This is a genomic window from Dyadobacter subterraneus, assembly GCF_015221875.1.
In the GTDB taxonomy this organism is placed as follows: domain Bacteria; phylum Bacteroidota; class Bacteroidia; order Cytophagales; family Spirosomataceae; genus Dyadobacter; species Dyadobacter subterraneus.
Window position 1 is genome coordinate 1684616 of record NZ_JACYGY010000001.1, and the last position, 16497, is coordinate 1701112.

Consider the following 16497-nt stretch of genomic DNA (forward strand, 5'->3'; position numbering starts at 1 on the left):
GAAACACCGGCGTGTAAAATCACGCCGGTATTTTAATCTTCTTAACTAGCTGACTTTTAGCCTGAACGTTACCGATTTCAATAAATCACCAAACCTTAGGCAAAGAAACTTGGTTTTTGAAGGTAACCAGGTTGCCAGCTGGAATCTCTGCGGCGTAAAGCGCGGGAGATTGTCAATACTTCCTCAAGACGACTATTCTGTTCGCTTGCGGAATCCTGACTATGAAAATACTGACCGATAATTTCCCATTCAAAAGTGTCAGTTTTTTCATCATAAATTCCCACCGGAATACGGTTTCCATCTGTCATAAGAAGACCAAGCACAGATTGTGCTTCTGCCTGAGAAGAGCAGCCAATATGGTGGTATTGAGATTTCAAAGTATACAAAACCGAATAACGGTTTTCTGAAACTACCTTCTGCTGTTCTTTGGATTTATCCCTTTTGGTATAAGTCGAAAGAAAATTCTGAAATGAATTTTTTAAATCTGATAGTGGAGATTTTGCTATATGTTTTTGTTCTTGTGTCATAATCTTACTCGTTTAAAAATTGAATTCCGCAGTACATTTAGATGCTAAACATTTAAAGTTTTCGTTGTAGAAAATATTGTAAAATTGTTATAGTACAATTTTCTCTTTAAATGTCAAGTCAGGTTGATAAATAAAACCTGAGTTTTACTGTGATATTTCAATATTTGTTGTTATTAAAATAATTATGTTGTTAAATAAAAAATATTTCAATTTGTCAGACTATTATTATCCCGACTATTTATAAACGTACATTGTTAATCAATAGTTTACAAATATTTCAAGCTTGGTGAAATATCTTTAAATCTTAAAGACTTTTTATTTGAATAGTACAATGATTAGTAAAAATACACAAGTATTTTTGGAGAATTTATAATCTGGAAATGTTGAAGCTAAATCTCGCTCTATAAGATGTATATAATGAAATAGTTATATATTTACATTTTTCAAATGAGGATGCAATCTGATATTTGTATCAGATTGCAGGCAATCAATTTCGAATTGAGGATATCTTGGGCCGGGAAAAAATGGTGTTAAAATACACCTGTTTTTTGTAGAAGTAAATGATTGATTGGCGGTTCAATCAGGTTCTGAAAATTTACTTTTCGTTATCAAACTGTCTTGGTTGTTCTTTTCAAAAATGGTTTTCCCTGTCCCGTTTTCAGATAAGATTCCAGGCTTCTCAGAAATGTAATCCAGCCGTCCTCGCAAACGTTGTAACATTGAAGATCCTTGTTCAGGCCCTGATGTAAAAAATCTAATGTGGTGGTCTGCCCTTCGGTACTCAGTTCACAGATTATTTTCGTACCGACTCATTCCGATTTATTTTATCTGATGGCTTCCTCAATTATGAACTAAGTCTCTCTTCATCTGCTGTCGTTGGCTTGCCACTGGCGTTAGGCTGGCCTTTACCAGTGGAAATCAGGCTGGCAAGACTGTGCTGTATATATTGAGTCCAGGCATTCCGGCAGATTTCAAAGCACTCATATTCCGGCACCAGACCAAGGTGGGCAAATACAATCCGGGTTTTTCCATCTACATCAGCTATATCAAAACTGATTTTGTTGCCTTCCCACTCATTTTTATCTTTTGTAAATTTAAAATAGTTTTCCAGCACCAGCCAAACGACTTTTTTTCCGGGAATCACTTCAATCAACTTCATTTTGCAGCGATGGACATCCACAAAATGATAGTCAAACTCATCATTGAGTTTGTCGGAATCTCCTTCAATTTCTTCTGACCACCAGCCACGAACATTATTGATTGCGTTGAAAGCTTCCAGGGGAGATTGATCAACCCATAAGGTTGTAGAAAAGTCTGATGCAGCCATTTTTAATTTGATTAGATTATCAATATCACAAATGTATTGTCTAAATATCAATCGCTTAGGGGGTGAAATGGACTTCCTGGCGGGTTGATTTGGACAAGACGAATTTCTACCTTTGTAGAAAAAAAGATGAAACATGTTACTATAATCGTCCCCGAAGGCTACGCTAACCTGAGCAGCATAGCCGGTGCATTTCAGATTTTCAACCGTGCCAATGGATATTGGCAAAAGAAGGGAAATAAGCCCATGATGAATGTGCGTATCGCCGGTTTCGTGCAGGAGTTGAAACTGGATGCCGGTTTTTTTTCGATTCATCCCGTCAATATCAGCGATATCCCAAAAACAGATCTGTTAATTATTCCATCGGTTTCTCATGAGTACGATAGGGTCATTATGAGTAATGCGTTGCTTATTGACTGGATTAGAGGGCAATATAAAAGCGGAGCTGAAATAGCAAGTATCTGCACCGGAGCATTTTTACTGGCTGCCACTGGTCTGTTGGAAGGAAAATGCTGCTCTACACACTGGAACGCGGCTGAGGATTTCAGGCGTCTTTTCCCAAATGTCAACCTTCAGGTAGACAAATTATTAACCGTTGAACCAGGCATCTATACGAATGGCGGCGCCTATTCCTTTTTAAATCTGATGCTGTTTCTGGTTGAAAAATATTTCGACAGGGATACGGCCATTTTCTGCTCAAAGGTTTTTCAGATTGATATTGAAAGGGCTTCGCAATCGCCGTTTTTTATTTTTCAGGCGCAAAAAAACCATGGTGATGATATTGTCTGTAAAGCACAAAATTATATTGAGGAGAATTTGAGCGAAAAAATTTCGTTCGGTGACCTCGCCTCAAAACTGGCCATAAGCAGAAGAAATTTCGACAGACGTTTTTTCAAAGCTGTTGGAAATACACCCGTAGAATATTTGCAGCGCGTTAAAGTAGAAGTTGCTAAAAAGACTTTGGAAAAAGGGAAGAAAAGTGTTTTTGAAGTGATGAATGACGTCGGCTATTCTGATGATAAAGCTTTCAGAGAAGTTTTCAGGAAAATAACGGGTCTTTCGCCCTTGGATTACAAGGCGAGATTTAACAGGGAATCTGTTTTGGCCGTTTTCGATTTTCATGAAAAACCGTTAGAGGTTAATTTTATTCCGAATAAATTTCAAAGTGACTAAGATAAGGTTTAATATTCATCGCTGATCTGCACGTAAACGGAGTTGTTATCAATATGTGCATATCCAGAATATTGTATCCGGTCAATATTCCTTTTGCCTTGTCATTCTAAAAATCACTCCTCGCTGATACTGTCCAGATCTAATTTTTTAGCGATTAAAATGGCTGTGCTGTCACCCTGATTTGTCTGGCAAAGCGCAACGTCATACAAATTGCCATCCATCTTACGCGGAAATTCCGCCCACAAAGAACCTTGCTCATTTTTATTTAAAACAGACCGGAACCATCCGTCGTAGTTATGCTTGACGGCCACGATGAAAGGTTTTTCTTCTGTTTTTTCATGATTAAACAATACCAGAAAGACATTTTTCTTTGGCATTTTTGCAGGAAGATTGCTGATCTCAAAGCTGATTATCGGAAAGTTACTTCCTTGATAGTTAAATGAATTGTTGGTTTTTTTGCTTTTAAAGATAATCTGCGAAGGAACCTCCCGGCTTGCCAGATTTCCATGCCTGAAAATCTTTTCATTCTTGAAGTAATTTGAAAACGCATAATTTTTATAGAAATCAGCTGCGGGATCCAGTCCGTTGGAATATTGGTATATAAACATCAGGTGATTTGGGAAGTTATAAGAATCGGCTTTTAATTTCTCAACGTGATAGGTAACATCATTTTGATATTTTGTGTAAGACAGGAAATTAAGCGACAATCCCAAAAGACCAAAACAAAGGAAGGCCCAGGATTTCAATTTACTGGTTTTGAGTCCACTTAAAACAAAAAGGTAAAACAAAGCCAGGATGCATGCAGAATAAATCTGAAAACGGGCAGCAAGCATATTGGCCAAACTGTCTGTTACCCTTCCCAGGGCAATCATCAGTGCGCAGGACAATAGTTTAAGAAAACTTATTTCAACAAAGGTAAAGGGGTAAATAAAATCCTTTTTATCGGTTTTGCTGAACAGCCTGGAAACGACAAAACCCAGATATACGATTAAAATAAATGCACCAAGTGCATAAGTCACCAGGTAAACTCTGGAATCTGATAGTATTTTTACTGCGGATCCGGTAAACAAAACAAAAGCAGAGGATACTTCCAGAAAAGCCTGCCACGGACCGCTGAATTCCATGACCGTGGAAGAACGGTAATTAGCAAAAAAGAGGAATAGATAAACAACTAAAAAAGAAAGGAAAAGCCAGAATTCTCTCTTTCTTTTTTGTGTGATAAGCCATACCAACGCCAGCGGTATCACACTCAAACCATCCAGATTTGCCAGGGTGGCCGCCATCACAAACGGGATTGAAAAATACCAGGTTTTTTGTCTGGAAGGTTGCAGGAAATAGAGGCTATAAAGTGAAAATGCAATGGACAAGGATTGTTCAAATCCTGTAAGACTCCAAAGATGGGTTGCATAAACGATTGGCGAAAAAATTAGCCATGCTACCGGAGAAAAATAAAGAGCATCTTTATTGAAGGATTTGTAAACCAGAAACAGTGCATGTCCAAGCAAAATCAGATTAAAGTATCCGCAGATGATCATAATCCTGAAACTTAGCTTGTGGTTCAGGAAAGTAATGGCAATGCTGGCGAGCCTTGAAAATAGAATCCGGTGGTCGTTGTGCTGACGAAACAAGATTTCGAATACATCCGAATTCTTGTTCCCAAGGTCATTTACTGTACTCAAAAGTCCTTCATCATCATTGAATGGCACGTTTACTGCGTGCATCCAAATGAATATAGCAAAAGAAATAACCGGGAATAGGATCAAAATAAATTGACCTAAGGACTTTAAACTAAAACTTTTCAAGATTGGAAGGGTAAGTATCGGTGCTTTTGAAAAGTAATTCCACAAAACTGAGATGAAAAAAATATTTTCAACAGAAGTTACAAAACTTATCGTTGATACAAAAAGAACGACCAGCCAAAATTAACGATGCAGCGTTGAATAAAAGACGAAATCTACTATGAAATCTTGGTAAAGGTAAAATAAAACTATTTATATTAACAAAATATACTTAGTAAATGGTAAAGAATTGATACGGCTTCGTTAAATAGAATTGCTGATGAAATTGGATTATTTAAATATTTACTTGTAGTTACACTTCCTTGATAATCGTTCAAGAAACTTCGTAAATAATTCGTCTTTAAAAATGCAATTATCGTTGTGGTACAATAAAATAAAAATGGAGCCCCATAAGTGGATTGGCTATGAGAATCATTGATCTTTGTAAAGTTGGGCATAAGTTTCGAATATAGATTCACATAGCAATGAAGCGTACAGCTATTTTATTATCAGCCGTTTATTTTTTGTTTTACAATATTTCTTGTTTTGCTCAGCAAAAGTCCAAACCTCGTCCCAATATCATTTTTTTACTAACTGATGACCACCGTTGGGACGCATTGGGTGCGATGGGGAACCGTATCATTCAAACGCCGAATCTCGATGCACTTGCCGGACGCGGAATTCTTTTTAAAAGAGCCTATGTTACTACGGCAATTTGCTGTGTTAGCCGGGCTAGTATTTTGAGCGGCAAATACGAATCCCGTCATAAGATCAATGATTTCAGTACCGATTTCAGCAAGCAGGCGCTTTCTGAAACCTATCCGGCTTTGTTAAAAAAGGCAGGTTATAAAATTGGTTTTATTGGCAAATTTGGTGTTGGTGCCCAAAATATTCCTGACACACTTTTTGACTATTTTGCTGCTGAAAAAACAGGACAACCCGTTTACGAGCTCAAAAATAAAAGCGGAAACATCATTCACCATACCGACAGTGTTGGAAAAGATATCACTCAGTTTCTTGGCCAGTTTGCCGGAAAGGAACCGTTTTGTTTGTCGGTAAGTTTTAAGGCGCCGCATGAACTGGACGGAAATCCGCCGACCTATCCGGTGCAGCAACGGTATCGTGATTTGTATAAAAACGTTAGCATTCCTGAGCCATTGACAGCCGATCCGAAATACTGGAATAGTTTCCCGGATTTTTTCAGAACGGATCAAAATATCGGAAGAGACCGCTGGAAACCTTTGTTTGCAACGCCTGAGCTACATCAGGAAACGGTCAGAAATTATTACCGGTTGATTACCGGCGTTGATGAGGTGGTTGGAAATCTGGTTGCACAACTCAAAGAGTTAAGAATTGACGAAAATACGATCATTATTTTCATGGGAGATAACGGGTTTTCATTGGGTGAACATGGACTGGAAGGCAAGTGGTTTGGATATGAGGAATCGATAAGGGTGCCAATGATTATTTCAGGTGCATCTTTGAATAAAAAACTGAAAGGGAAAAAATCGGATCAAATTGCTCTGAATATTGATATTGCTCCAACTATTCTTTCATTGGCCGGTGTAGCAGTTCCTCAGGCGGTTCAGGGAAAAAATCTGGTTGAAATGACGCTTAAAAAGTCAGAAAACAGGGATGATTTCTTTTACGAACATACTTATTTGGGGAGCCCACGTTTGCCGAAAGTTGAAGGTGTGGTAAGCCGGGATTTTAAGTATATGAAGTATATCGAGCACGATTATGAAGAGCTTTATGATACAAAAAATGACCCGCACGAAACCACCAATCTTGCAAAAAATGAAGCTTATAAAGCCAAGTTGGATCAGCTGCGCCAGCGTTATGGAACGTTGAAAGAATCTGTTAAGTAATTGTTTCAGGTCACAATTTTCCTGATTTGGTTTTAGTATTTTGGCCGTTTATTGTCCAGCTGTTATTATCAGCTTTTACATCAGGAAATATATTTTGGGGATCAATAACGACCTTGGTAACGGAGCCGTCAGAATCAGGGGAAAATGAATAGGAGAGACCCTGTTCCCAGATTTCTACCGGAAAATTGTGTGATTCCTTTTGTCCGTTTTCAAAAGTAACCTCAACTTTTAAAGGCATCGCTGCTTTTCCCATGTTTTCAACCGTAATTTTCGCTTTTTGTGATTTCCCTTTTTGCGGATTTACAACCTGGGTTATTTTCTGGTCCAATTTATAATTTTCGAGAAACATGGATTTCCAGAACCAGTTAAGATCTTCGCCGGTTGAACTGTTGATACTACTGAAAAAATCCCAGGGCGTTGGATGTTTGTAGGCCCAATCGCTGATGTATTTCCGGAATGCAGGATCGAACCGCTCTTTTCCCAAAATCTCTTCCCTTAATAATGTAAGTAAATACGCAACTTTTTGATATTGAATGGTATACACCTGATTGCCGGGAATGACATCCGGCCTGGTCATAATCGCGACAAGCGAATCTGCAAAAAGCGCTTTTACAGGAACATCAATTTCAGGATAACCAGGAAATTCACCGCCGTTAAAATCTTTGGTTGCCATGTTATCCATAAAAGCGTTGAAACCTTCGTCCATCCATGCATGTTTTCTTTCATTGCTTCCCACGATCATCGGAAACCAGGTATGCCCAAGCTCATGATTTACAACTGCCCAGTACATATTTCCTTTGTCTTTTGCCGCACAAAAAACAAGTCCGGGATACTCCATTCCATCCAGATTGGAAGCGACGTTAACGGCTTTGTTGTAGGGATATTCGTACCATTGTTTTGAAAAATATTGCAACGTAAATTTGATATACTCGCTTGAACGATCCCAGCTATCACTTCGTTTGGATTCGACTGGATACAAGGAACTTCCCAAAACCTTTTTTCCACTGGGTAAAACAATTTCAAGTCCTTCCCAAACGAAAGATTTTGAAGCAGTCCAGGCAAAATCTCTCGCTTGATTTAATTTGAATTTCCAGGTACAAAGCGGTTTTGCTGGCCGGGATGTGGGATCTGTAATTTCTTCAATAGTCCTGATAAATACTTTTTCAGACGAAGTTTTTGCCTTTTTCCATCGCTCCAATTGCGTACTCGTTAATACTTCTTCCGGATTGAGAAGATCACCGGATGCTTCAACGATGTATGCTGACGGAAGCGTAATGTTTACATCGAAATTTCCATATTCCAGATAAAATTCACCGTTGCCCAGATAGGGGAGCGTGTTCCATCCGCTTACGTCATCAAGCACGCAAAGGCGCGGATACCACTGAGCGACCGAATAAATGTCACCGTTTTTGGTAGGAAGAATATCGGTTCTGTTTACATTGAAATCGGCGTTTCTGAAATTTCTTGGGAATTTGTAAGTGTATTTAATTTGAAAAGAAATCTTTTGTCCGGAAGGAAGCGGTTCCGACAATTCGATCCGCATTCTGGTATCATGGATTGCAAAAGTAGCTTTATCCCGGTTATTCAAAAGTATAGATTCAATATTAAAACCGCCTTCGAATTTGGATTCCGCAGCATTGCTGCTTAAAAATAATTTCGCATCAAGTCCTTTTGAATGTTTTTGATAAACATTCTGATCCATTTGCAGCCATAAAAAAGTCAGTTCTTTTGGACTGTTATTGTAATAGGTAATCGTTTCAATACCTGAAATAATTTCGGCTTTATCGTCGAGCGATACGTCAATTTTATAATCCGCCCGGTTTTGCCAGTAATCCGGACCAGGCTCACCGGTTGCCAGCCGGTAGGAATTTCCGGAAGGCAAAAATGACGATGAAGAAAACAGTTCAGACGCAACAAATTTTGATTTTGACTTTTCCGATGACTGGGCATTAACGGAGCAATAGGAAAGAAAAAAGCAAAATGACAGCAGAAAACGGTTCATAAATATTTTTTGGGCAGATGAATAAGTTGACAAATCAAGATAATGATTTAATGTAAAAAGCACTCATATTTTCTTTTTTGATTCGATTCTATTTTAACACAAAAAAGAGACAACATCCAGGCTTTCGCTTTCGATATTGTCTCTTTTTATTTTATGATAAATCAATTAGTTTGACACCGTACGTGTATCCCACCACATTTTTTTACCCCAGAAATTGTCTTTTATTTCTGCAATAAATGATGCGCTGTTACCTGCATTTAAAGTGGTTTCTGTTGGTGGATAAGGGTAACGGAATGGCGGGCGGGTATGACCTGTGAAAGGTGATCCTGTCGCAGCCGGCATCAAAGGAATGTCAGTGCGTCGGGACTCAGCCCAAGCCTCGTTGCCGTTTTTGTAAAGAGACAGCCATTTTTGAGTGTACAGTTTTGTTGTTGTGTTATCCCATTTTACATCAGAACCCGCAAGGTACGTGCTGATGACGGAAGCATCGGTAATCCCGTTTTCATTCAAGGAAGCGGTAACGCCGTTATTGTATAAAGTTTCGGCAGTACTTGAACCCGTATTCCAGCCTTTTTGTGCAGCTTCGGCCAGGATGAAAAGCACTTCGCTGTAACGCATCATCGGAGAAAATCCTGTTGGGTCTTCGCGGAATTTCACGCCGATCCTGGAATAATTAGAAATTACCGGTGAAGTTGGCGGGCCAATTTCCACACCTCTGTATTCGCCGTCGCTTGGTGCCGGTTTGGCATAAACTGCCAATCGCGGATCTTTTAGCTGTTTAAGAGAATTGATCAGAATATTACTTGGGCCATGATCGTCGCGGGTCATGAAGTTGGAGTTCCAGGGTTCAATGTAAGGACTAGATCCAGTCCATTTCAGGAAAGCATTGTCGGTATTCGCGGCCAGTACCGGATAGGTAGCAGGAGCTGCGGCGATTTCTTCAATAATTGGTTTGGCAGTAGCAGGACTAACATTCGAAATCCTGATCGCAACACGCAGTCTCAATGAGTTGCAAAGTTTTTGCCATTTTTTTACATCGCCACCATAAAGCAAATCTCCTTCGCCCAAAACATCCGTTCCGCCTGCTGCAAATAAATCGGCAGCGGTCTTTAATTGAGTGATAATCGCAGGATAAATGGTTTCCTGCGTATCATATTTCGGGGTAATAAAACCAGCGTCACCTTTAAAAGCTTCTGTAAATGGAATGTCTCTCCAACGGTCCGTCGCAATCTGCAAAATGAAAGCCTGCAATGTCAGACCCGTTGCTTTCATGTTTTTTGAACCTGTTTTGTCCGCCTGGTCGATAATTGCCTGGGCATTTTTCAGGTCGCGGTAAATCACGGTCCATAATGTGTTGATGTTCATTGAAGTAAACATATACCGGGAATCATCGATGTATTGCAATTTTCCCAAATGTCCGGAATATGTTGAAGGTTCGTTCATATCACCCAGAACGCCGAAATAATTTGTGGCGAAATCGGTAAGCACATAACCCAGCACATTAGTAATAGGAGCTTCAACAGGACTGTTAGGATTTGTATTTATTTCCTCAAAATCGTCGGTACATGATTGTCCGGTAAATGCCAGGAAAATGAGGATTAGTAAACAGGTTGATATATTTTTCATAATGATCAGAATTTCACATTTAATTTAACGCCTATGCTTCTGTTGGAAGGAATCTGGTATTGTTCGATTCCCAACCCGTCGTTTCCAACACCAAATCCGGTTTCAGGATCAATGTGCGCAACATTGCTTTTTGAAGTATAAAGCAAGGCTACGTTACGGGCGAACAGTGAAATACCAGCACCTTTAAGCCATGGATATTTTGAAGTGAAAGCAGATGGTAATTGATAACCCAGTTCAATCTGGCGTAGTTTTATAAAACTTCCATCAACAATCGCCGTTTCTCTTCCACCCCATAGGCTTTGGAAATAATCTCTCGCACCAACACGTATAGTATTTGGCGTTCCATCTGCCATGGTTACTTTTTCATTTTTAAGAACGTCCTGTCCTACAACCAAACCATTCTCACGAATACCGCCTTCCACCGTTGGCGCAGTAACACCCGATTGCAAACCAAACCATTGTGTTACGCTGAATACATCACCGCCTTTTCTCATATCCAACAAAAAGTTGAAGTTGAAATTTTTGTAAGTAAAGCTGTTGGTAACACCTCCAACCCAGTCAGGCATTACGTTTCCTACTGCTGTTGGTGTAGAGTTATAGGTTGGCAAACCATTGCTTCCGATAATGATAGCGCCCGTAGAAGCATCTCTTGCGAAAGTTGGTCCTCTCATTACACCGTACGCCTGGCCGGGAACTGCATCGACCGTAAGTCCCCAAACCGAAGTGATCGTATACGCTTCAAGTTTCTGACCGGTTGTCGGATCCTGATAAAGCTCGTTTACCATACTTTTGTTTTTTGCCCAGTTTGCGCTGATATCCCAGTTAAATCCACCCGGGTTGCGAATAATTCCGGCAGTTAATTGAAGTTCAACACCTTTGTTTTGAATTTCACCTGCGTTCAGCTGCATCGTGCTATAACCGGAAGCTCCGGAAATATTCACCTGCATGATCTGGTTGGTGGTAATTTTGTTGTAGTAAGTTGCATCCAAACCAATCCGGCGATTCAGGAATTGCAATTCAAAACCAACCTCTGTACTTTTTGCTTTTTCAGGTTTCAGGTTAAGCGGAGGCAAAGTGCTTGAAATACTGTAAAGTGTCACTCCGTTGAAAGCCGTGGAATTTGCAATGTAGGAAGATTGTAACTGGTAAGGACTTCCGCCATTACCAACAGACGCCCAGCTTGCACGAAGTTTACCAAAACTTAGTATTTCTGAATTCACCGGAATCACGTTTGTGAATACCCAGCTAAGACTTGCCGAAGGATAAAAGTAAGACCAGTTTCCCCTTGGCAATGTAGAACTCCAGTCATTTCTTGCTGTCAAATCCAGGTAAAGATAATCTTTGAAACCAAGTGAAGCTTGTCCATAAACACTATTGGTTCTCAGCTTGTTGGTTGTCATAGCCGTTGTCGGGCTGCCTTTGGCGTTACTGATTGTAAATAAGTCAGGAACGGTTAACTGCGCAGCACCAAGTGAGCTGTAATTATAATTGTAGTTGCGATAATTGGCTCCGGCAGTGTAACTTAGGGTAAGATCTTTTGTCAGATTACCATGACCTGTAAGGATAAGGTCAGCGTTTATTTCATTGATATTATATTTTGATTCAGTGAATTTTCCACCGCCCCAGGTTTTGTCAGCCATACTTGTCAAAGTTTCGTTCGACTTGTTGTGGATGATTTCCATTCGGCGTTCAGCCGACCAGTCTGTTCCGATTCTGGCCATAGCACTTAGCCATTCACCAAATTTGTAAGTTGCACTTACATTGCCAAACACACGATCTTTATAACGTGAATGCGTATTGTTATTTACATTGAAATAAGGGTTATCATGAAAATTGTTGTTCCAGTTGTAAGGCATTCCGTCGGCGAAAGTCTCGTTGTAATGCGCTTTCAGATCTGCCATATCAACCTGGCGCCCAAACCAGCCACCGATCGATTGCATCGGGTTATTTGAATGGTATCCCTGACCAACCAGGTTATCATTAGCCGTACGAACGTAATTGATTAATGCATTCGTTTTTAGTCTTTTCGTGATATTTTGTGTAGTGTTCAGCTGGATTGTATAGCGTTTCTGATCCGTGTTTGGGATAGTACCAATCTGCTTTTGCTGACCAAATGACAAACGCGTATCTCCGGCCTCAGAACTGGAAGCGATAGCCACAGAATTGTCAATCGTATAACCAGTCTGGAAGAAATCTTTTACGTTATTTGGATGTGAAACCCAGGGTGTTGCCGTGCGGTTTCCATTCGCATCCAACGGGCTGTTATACTGCGGAATCATAAGACCTGCATCCAGTCTTGGTCCCCAGCTTTCATCCACACCATCGTTGATACCATTACCTAACCCGTCCTTATAAGAAAAACCTGTGGAGGTCGCATAATCCTGATAGGTCTGGCCGTTTCCGTTTTTTTTCCACATGTACTCTTCACCATATACGCCTTGTCCGTACTGGTTCTGATACTTGGGAAGAATGTATGGTTTCTCGTAAGAAAATCCGCCTGAGTAGGTTACCGAAGTACCTTTTCCAGCGCCTCTTCCGTTTTTGGTTGTAATCAGAATTACACCATTTGCTGCCTGATAACCATACAAAGCCGCCGCGTTTGCACCTTTCAGTACAGACATGGAAGCGATATTGTTTGGGTCAATTTCAGCAACTGCATTTCCATAATCAACGCCACCACCTGATGAGGTATTCGTTGAGAAATTGCTGATCGGAACACCATCAACTACAAAAAGCGGCTGGTTATTTCCGAAGGAATTATTACCACGCAAAACAATTCTTGTACCCGATCCAACCGCGCCGCTACCTGCTGTAATCTGCACACCAGCCACTTTTCCGGAAAGGGAGTTTAGTACGTTTTGTTCATTACTACGGGTAAGTTCAGCTCCCTTTACTTCCTGAATAGAATAACCAAGCGATTTTTTCTCTCTCGTAACACCAAGCGCAGTTACAACGACTTCATTAAGCAGTTTATGATCTGCAACCAATGTCAAGTTGATCATGCTTTTGCCGTCCACCGGGATTTCCTGTGTCAGGTAACCAATAAAGCTGACAATAAGCGTACTGTTTTCGGAAGCCTTTAAGCGGAATTTTCCGTTTCCGTCCGTAGTGGTACCGTTGTTTAAATCGCCTTTCACCATCACGGATGCGCCCGGAAGCGGACTGCCGTCTTCTTTGGAAGTGATCACACCAGAGATTTCAATTTCTGCTACCCTGGAAATCTGCTTTGCACGTTCCGCCCTGGCGGTATTATTTGCCGGGAGGCAAAAAAATACGGAGCCCGCGACCAACATGGTACGCATGGAAAAAATTAAGATAGGTCGTTTCATACTTATTGTAGATAGGTTGTAGTAATTAAAATCCATGAAAATATTTTTACTAACCGAGTAATGTTCGGGCAGTCAGTCAGAAATTAATAGTATAACCCGGACGCTTTTCAACCGATAACGGGCCGGATAGCTTGTGGGTTAAGCAATGGGTTCAAATAGCAATAGTCACACACTTACAGGCTTAATATTACTTTGGAGTTCTTATTGTAAAATTACTGGTCGCCGATTGTAATTTCTTCGTGGTAATTGCCGGATAGTTTACCAATATTATCTTTCTGTTTAACTAATTTTGGCAAATCTGGATTATGTAGTGATTTGTATGGAATATTTCAAAAACGAACAAATTAAACTTTAATATTAGTTTTTAATACAGTTTAATTGTTTGAATTGTAGCTTTTGATGATTTCTACAAATTGAGAAGATAACCGTTTTACGAGTTATTGGCTAGATCATTTTATCTTTTAAATCTTTGTACCGGGATCTTCCCACAGGCAGAATTTCTCCGGTTTTGAGCAAAAGTCCGTAGCGGCCGCCTGGCTGTATTAGAATCCGTTCTGCCTGGGCTAGCGAAATCAGGTAGGATTTGTGGATACGCTCAAAGGTGTCAGGAAGTAATTGTTGCAGTTTTTCAAGGGATTTGTCGTGCAATTCCTGTTTCCCGTTTTGAAGGTATAATTCACTATAAATACCGGCGCCTTTTATGTAGTGCAAATCATTTATATCAATGAGCCGTACCGTTCCGGACTTTTTTACAGCAAGGAATTTTATATTTCTTTCTACACCTTTTGTGACCACTGAAATCCGCCTGAAAGCCATTTCCAGTCTGGGCTGGTCAAAAGGTTTTGGAACAAAATCAAGCACGCCGTAGGTGAAAGCCGTTATGGCTTTATCCGTATAAGCCGAAACGATAATAGTATGAAAAGATCCGGCTACGACAGATTCCAGTACATCAAATCCGTTTTCCCCATTTAGATTCAAATCCAGTAACAAAAGATCAACCGGATGGTTTTCAATATAATTCAGTCCCTTTTGTAATGAATCGCAAATGGTTAGAGCCGACAAATTTTCTTCAAAAAAACTACGTGTAATCCGTTCCAGTCTGTTGGCTATTCTGGCTTCGTCTTCAATAATCAGTACGTTCATTTCTTATAAAGCTTAATGGTAGATAACCAGCCGGAAGGTGAGGCTTCCGAGGAAAATTGCCATTTGTCTTCATAACTTTCAGTTAAACGTGCCTGAATATAGCGGAAACCTGTTCCACCTTTGTTATGCCTGAAAGGCGCCCGGTTTTCTGCTATGGTTTCGAAGGTATATTGACGGTAAGTTTCAGTATTCAAAAAGCGTAAACAGAACCGGATGCCTTCATCATTTATTGGAATACTATGGGTTATACCATTTTCCAGCAGTGTATGAATAAGCGCAGGAGGAATAAATTCGGCTTCATCAATCCCGTATTCTTCCCAGTGGTAATTGATTTCTTTTCGGAACTGCATGACGGTAAGATGAACCTTGCAAAGTTCAATTTCCTGTCTGACCGGAATAAGAACCTCTTCCGAAATCGTGTTCATGATATCAAATTCTGCTGCCAAAGCATGGATAAATTCAGCACCCTGTTTGGGCGATTCTTCTACCCAGTCGATCAGTGAAGTAAGAGTGTTTTTAAGAAAATGTGGCTGAATGTTCTTTTTGACCAGTTCAAGCTGTAATCTTGAAGAAAGCAGCAATGAAGAATGATATTCGTCCTCGATGACCCGGCTGCGTATGGAATGGAGGTACAGCATGCATAACACAATGATTGTAAAACTGATAAACAAGCCAAAATCATAAACAAGATAGTTGTTGACCACAATGCTGCACAGAAGTCCGGCCAATACCAGAATGGCCCCTTTTTCTTTTTGCCAGATCGCGTTGAATACCACTATGGTAGAAGCAACCCACATGCAAATACTGTAAGACTGAGCATTGCTGTCGTAGTGCCGGTAATTTAAAAAGTATATTGAAAGCAGTGATGCAATCAGAATTCCAGTCAGCACTTTTTTCCATTTGAAATTAAACTGAATGGTAAAATAAAGAGGCACCAACACGGCAATGATCATTGTCAGTATGCCTATACCTTCCAGTCGGACAAAAAATGCTGTATAAGGTATGTCAAAATAAAATTTTATGTATTCAAGGATCAATAATGCGAAAAAAAGAAGGCAGATAACTGCAAAGATCAATGTGGTTTGCTGCGGTTTGCTGCTGTTAAAATATAAAAAGAAATAATACAGAGAAGCGATCAGAAATGCACCGGACATCAGATTCATCAGCGAAGTGATGATTAACGGCCGGGTTAGTAAAGTTTTATAAAGATCCATTTTGACAAAAAATCCGCGCTGTTCCGTAGTAAGGTAAGACTGCGACGCCCGGAGGGCAACAATGTGCATTCCGGCTGCGGTTAAAGAATCGGGCAAACTGTAACATGTTGTTTCTGTTCCCGGAATTTCCGGCTTGTTTTTATTCCGGATATTCCCATTTTTCCCAATAAACACGCCATCCCAATATAGCTGAAAAGCGCCGAAGCCGTGGACTTCAAGACCTGCCATCGCCGGTGGGTTTTTAGCAATTTTGATATGTGTACGGACCCAGAAAATCTGTTCCTTTCCAGATGATTGCTCCGTTGCCCAGTCTGAATCGTCATAATTTTTATTCGCCCACAAAATACTGTCGCCGTTTTGATACACAACCGGATATTCCTCATAAACCACATCGGATTTACAGGAAACAAAAAAAGGAATGAGGGCTAAAAGAAAATAGAGGCGTTGCATAAGGCAAAGGTAACAGGAAGATAAATCACAAAAGTGCATTTGAAAAGGATATAATGCTGTTGA

10 protein-coding genes are annotated in these 16497 nt (G+C 40.2%); 2 read left to right on the plus strand and 8 right to left on the minus strand.

The window, feature by feature from the left end:
* Positions 1-95 precede the first annotated feature (95 nt).
* Positions 96-527 (minus strand): hypothetical protein, encoded by a 432-nt coding sequence (locus IEE83_RS06965; RefSeq protein WP_228101706.1) that lies wholly within the window; start codon positions 525-527, stop codon positions 96-98.
* An 844-nt stretch (positions 528-1371) separates the two neighbouring features.
* Positions 1372-1854 (minus strand): SRPBCC family protein, encoded by a 483-nt coding sequence (locus IEE83_RS06970; RefSeq protein WP_194119890.1) that lies wholly within the window; start codon positions 1852-1854, stop codon positions 1372-1374.
* A 126-nt stretch (positions 1855-1980) separates the two neighbouring features.
* Here IEE83_RS06970 and IEE83_RS06975 point away from each other — a divergent pair, with 126 nt between their 5' ends.
* Positions 1981-3024: a GlxA family transcriptional regulator gene (locus tag IEE83_RS06975; protein ID WP_194119891.1), complete on the plus strand. Its 1044-nt coding sequence runs from the start codon at positions 1981-1983 to the stop codon at positions 3022-3024.
* A 113-nt stretch (positions 3025-3137) separates the two neighbouring features.
* Here IEE83_RS06975 and IEE83_RS06980 read toward each other — a convergent pair whose 3' ends face one another.
* On the minus strand, positions 3138-4745 hold the full coding sequence (locus tag IEE83_RS06980) for a hypothetical protein (RefSeq protein ID WP_194119892.1): 1608 nt from the start codon (positions 4743-4745) through the stop codon (positions 3138-3140).
* 542 nt (positions 4746-5287) lie between these two features.
* Between IEE83_RS06980 and IEE83_RS06985 the strand changes: the two genes are divergently transcribed.
* A complete protein-coding gene (locus IEE83_RS06985; protein WP_194119893.1) occupies positions 5288-6670 on the plus strand; it encodes a sulfatase family protein in 1383 nt (460 codons plus the stop codon).
* A gap of 10 nt (positions 6671-6680) precedes the next feature.
* On the opposite strand, the gene IEE83_RS06990 is transcribed toward IEE83_RS06985, so the two are convergent.
* The 5 genes from IEE83_RS06990 to IEE83_RS07010 all read right to left on the minus strand — a co-directional run bounded on the left by IEE83_RS06990 (position 6681) and on the right by IEE83_RS07010 (position 16434).
* Positions 6681-8672, minus strand: a complete 1992-nt coding sequence (locus tag IEE83_RS06990; protein ID WP_194119894.1) for a M1 family metallopeptidase — start codon at positions 8670-8672, stop codon at positions 6681-6683.
* A 165-nt stretch (positions 8673-8837) separates the two neighbouring features.
* Positions 8838-10298, minus strand: coding sequence for a SusD/RagB family nutrient-binding outer membrane lipoprotein (locus tag IEE83_RS06995; protein WP_194119895.1), 1461 nt, complete (start codon positions 10296-10298; stop codon positions 8838-8840).
* 5 nt (positions 10299-10303) lie between these two features.
* Positions 10304-13627 carry a SusC/RagA family TonB-linked outer membrane protein gene (locus IEE83_RS07000; protein ID WP_194119896.1) on the minus strand — a complete coding sequence of 1108 codons (3324 nt, stop codon included), beginning with the start codon at positions 13625-13627 and terminating at the stop codon, positions 10304-10306.
* Between the two features lie 444 nt (positions 13628-14071).
* The gene (locus IEE83_RS07005; RefSeq protein WP_194119897.1) at positions 14072-14770 is read right to left on the minus strand and encodes a LytR/AlgR family response regulator transcription factor; all 699 of its coding nucleotides are present in this window, start codon (positions 14768-14770) and stop codon (positions 14072-14074) included.
* Positions 14767-16434 (minus strand): histidine kinase, encoded by a 1668-nt coding sequence (locus IEE83_RS07010; RefSeq protein ID WP_228101707.1) that lies wholly within the window; start codon positions 16432-16434, stop codon positions 14767-14769. Before IEE83_RS07010 ends, IEE83_RS07005 begins: the two co-directional genes overlap by 4 nt.
* Positions 16435-16497 lie beyond the last annotated feature (63 nt).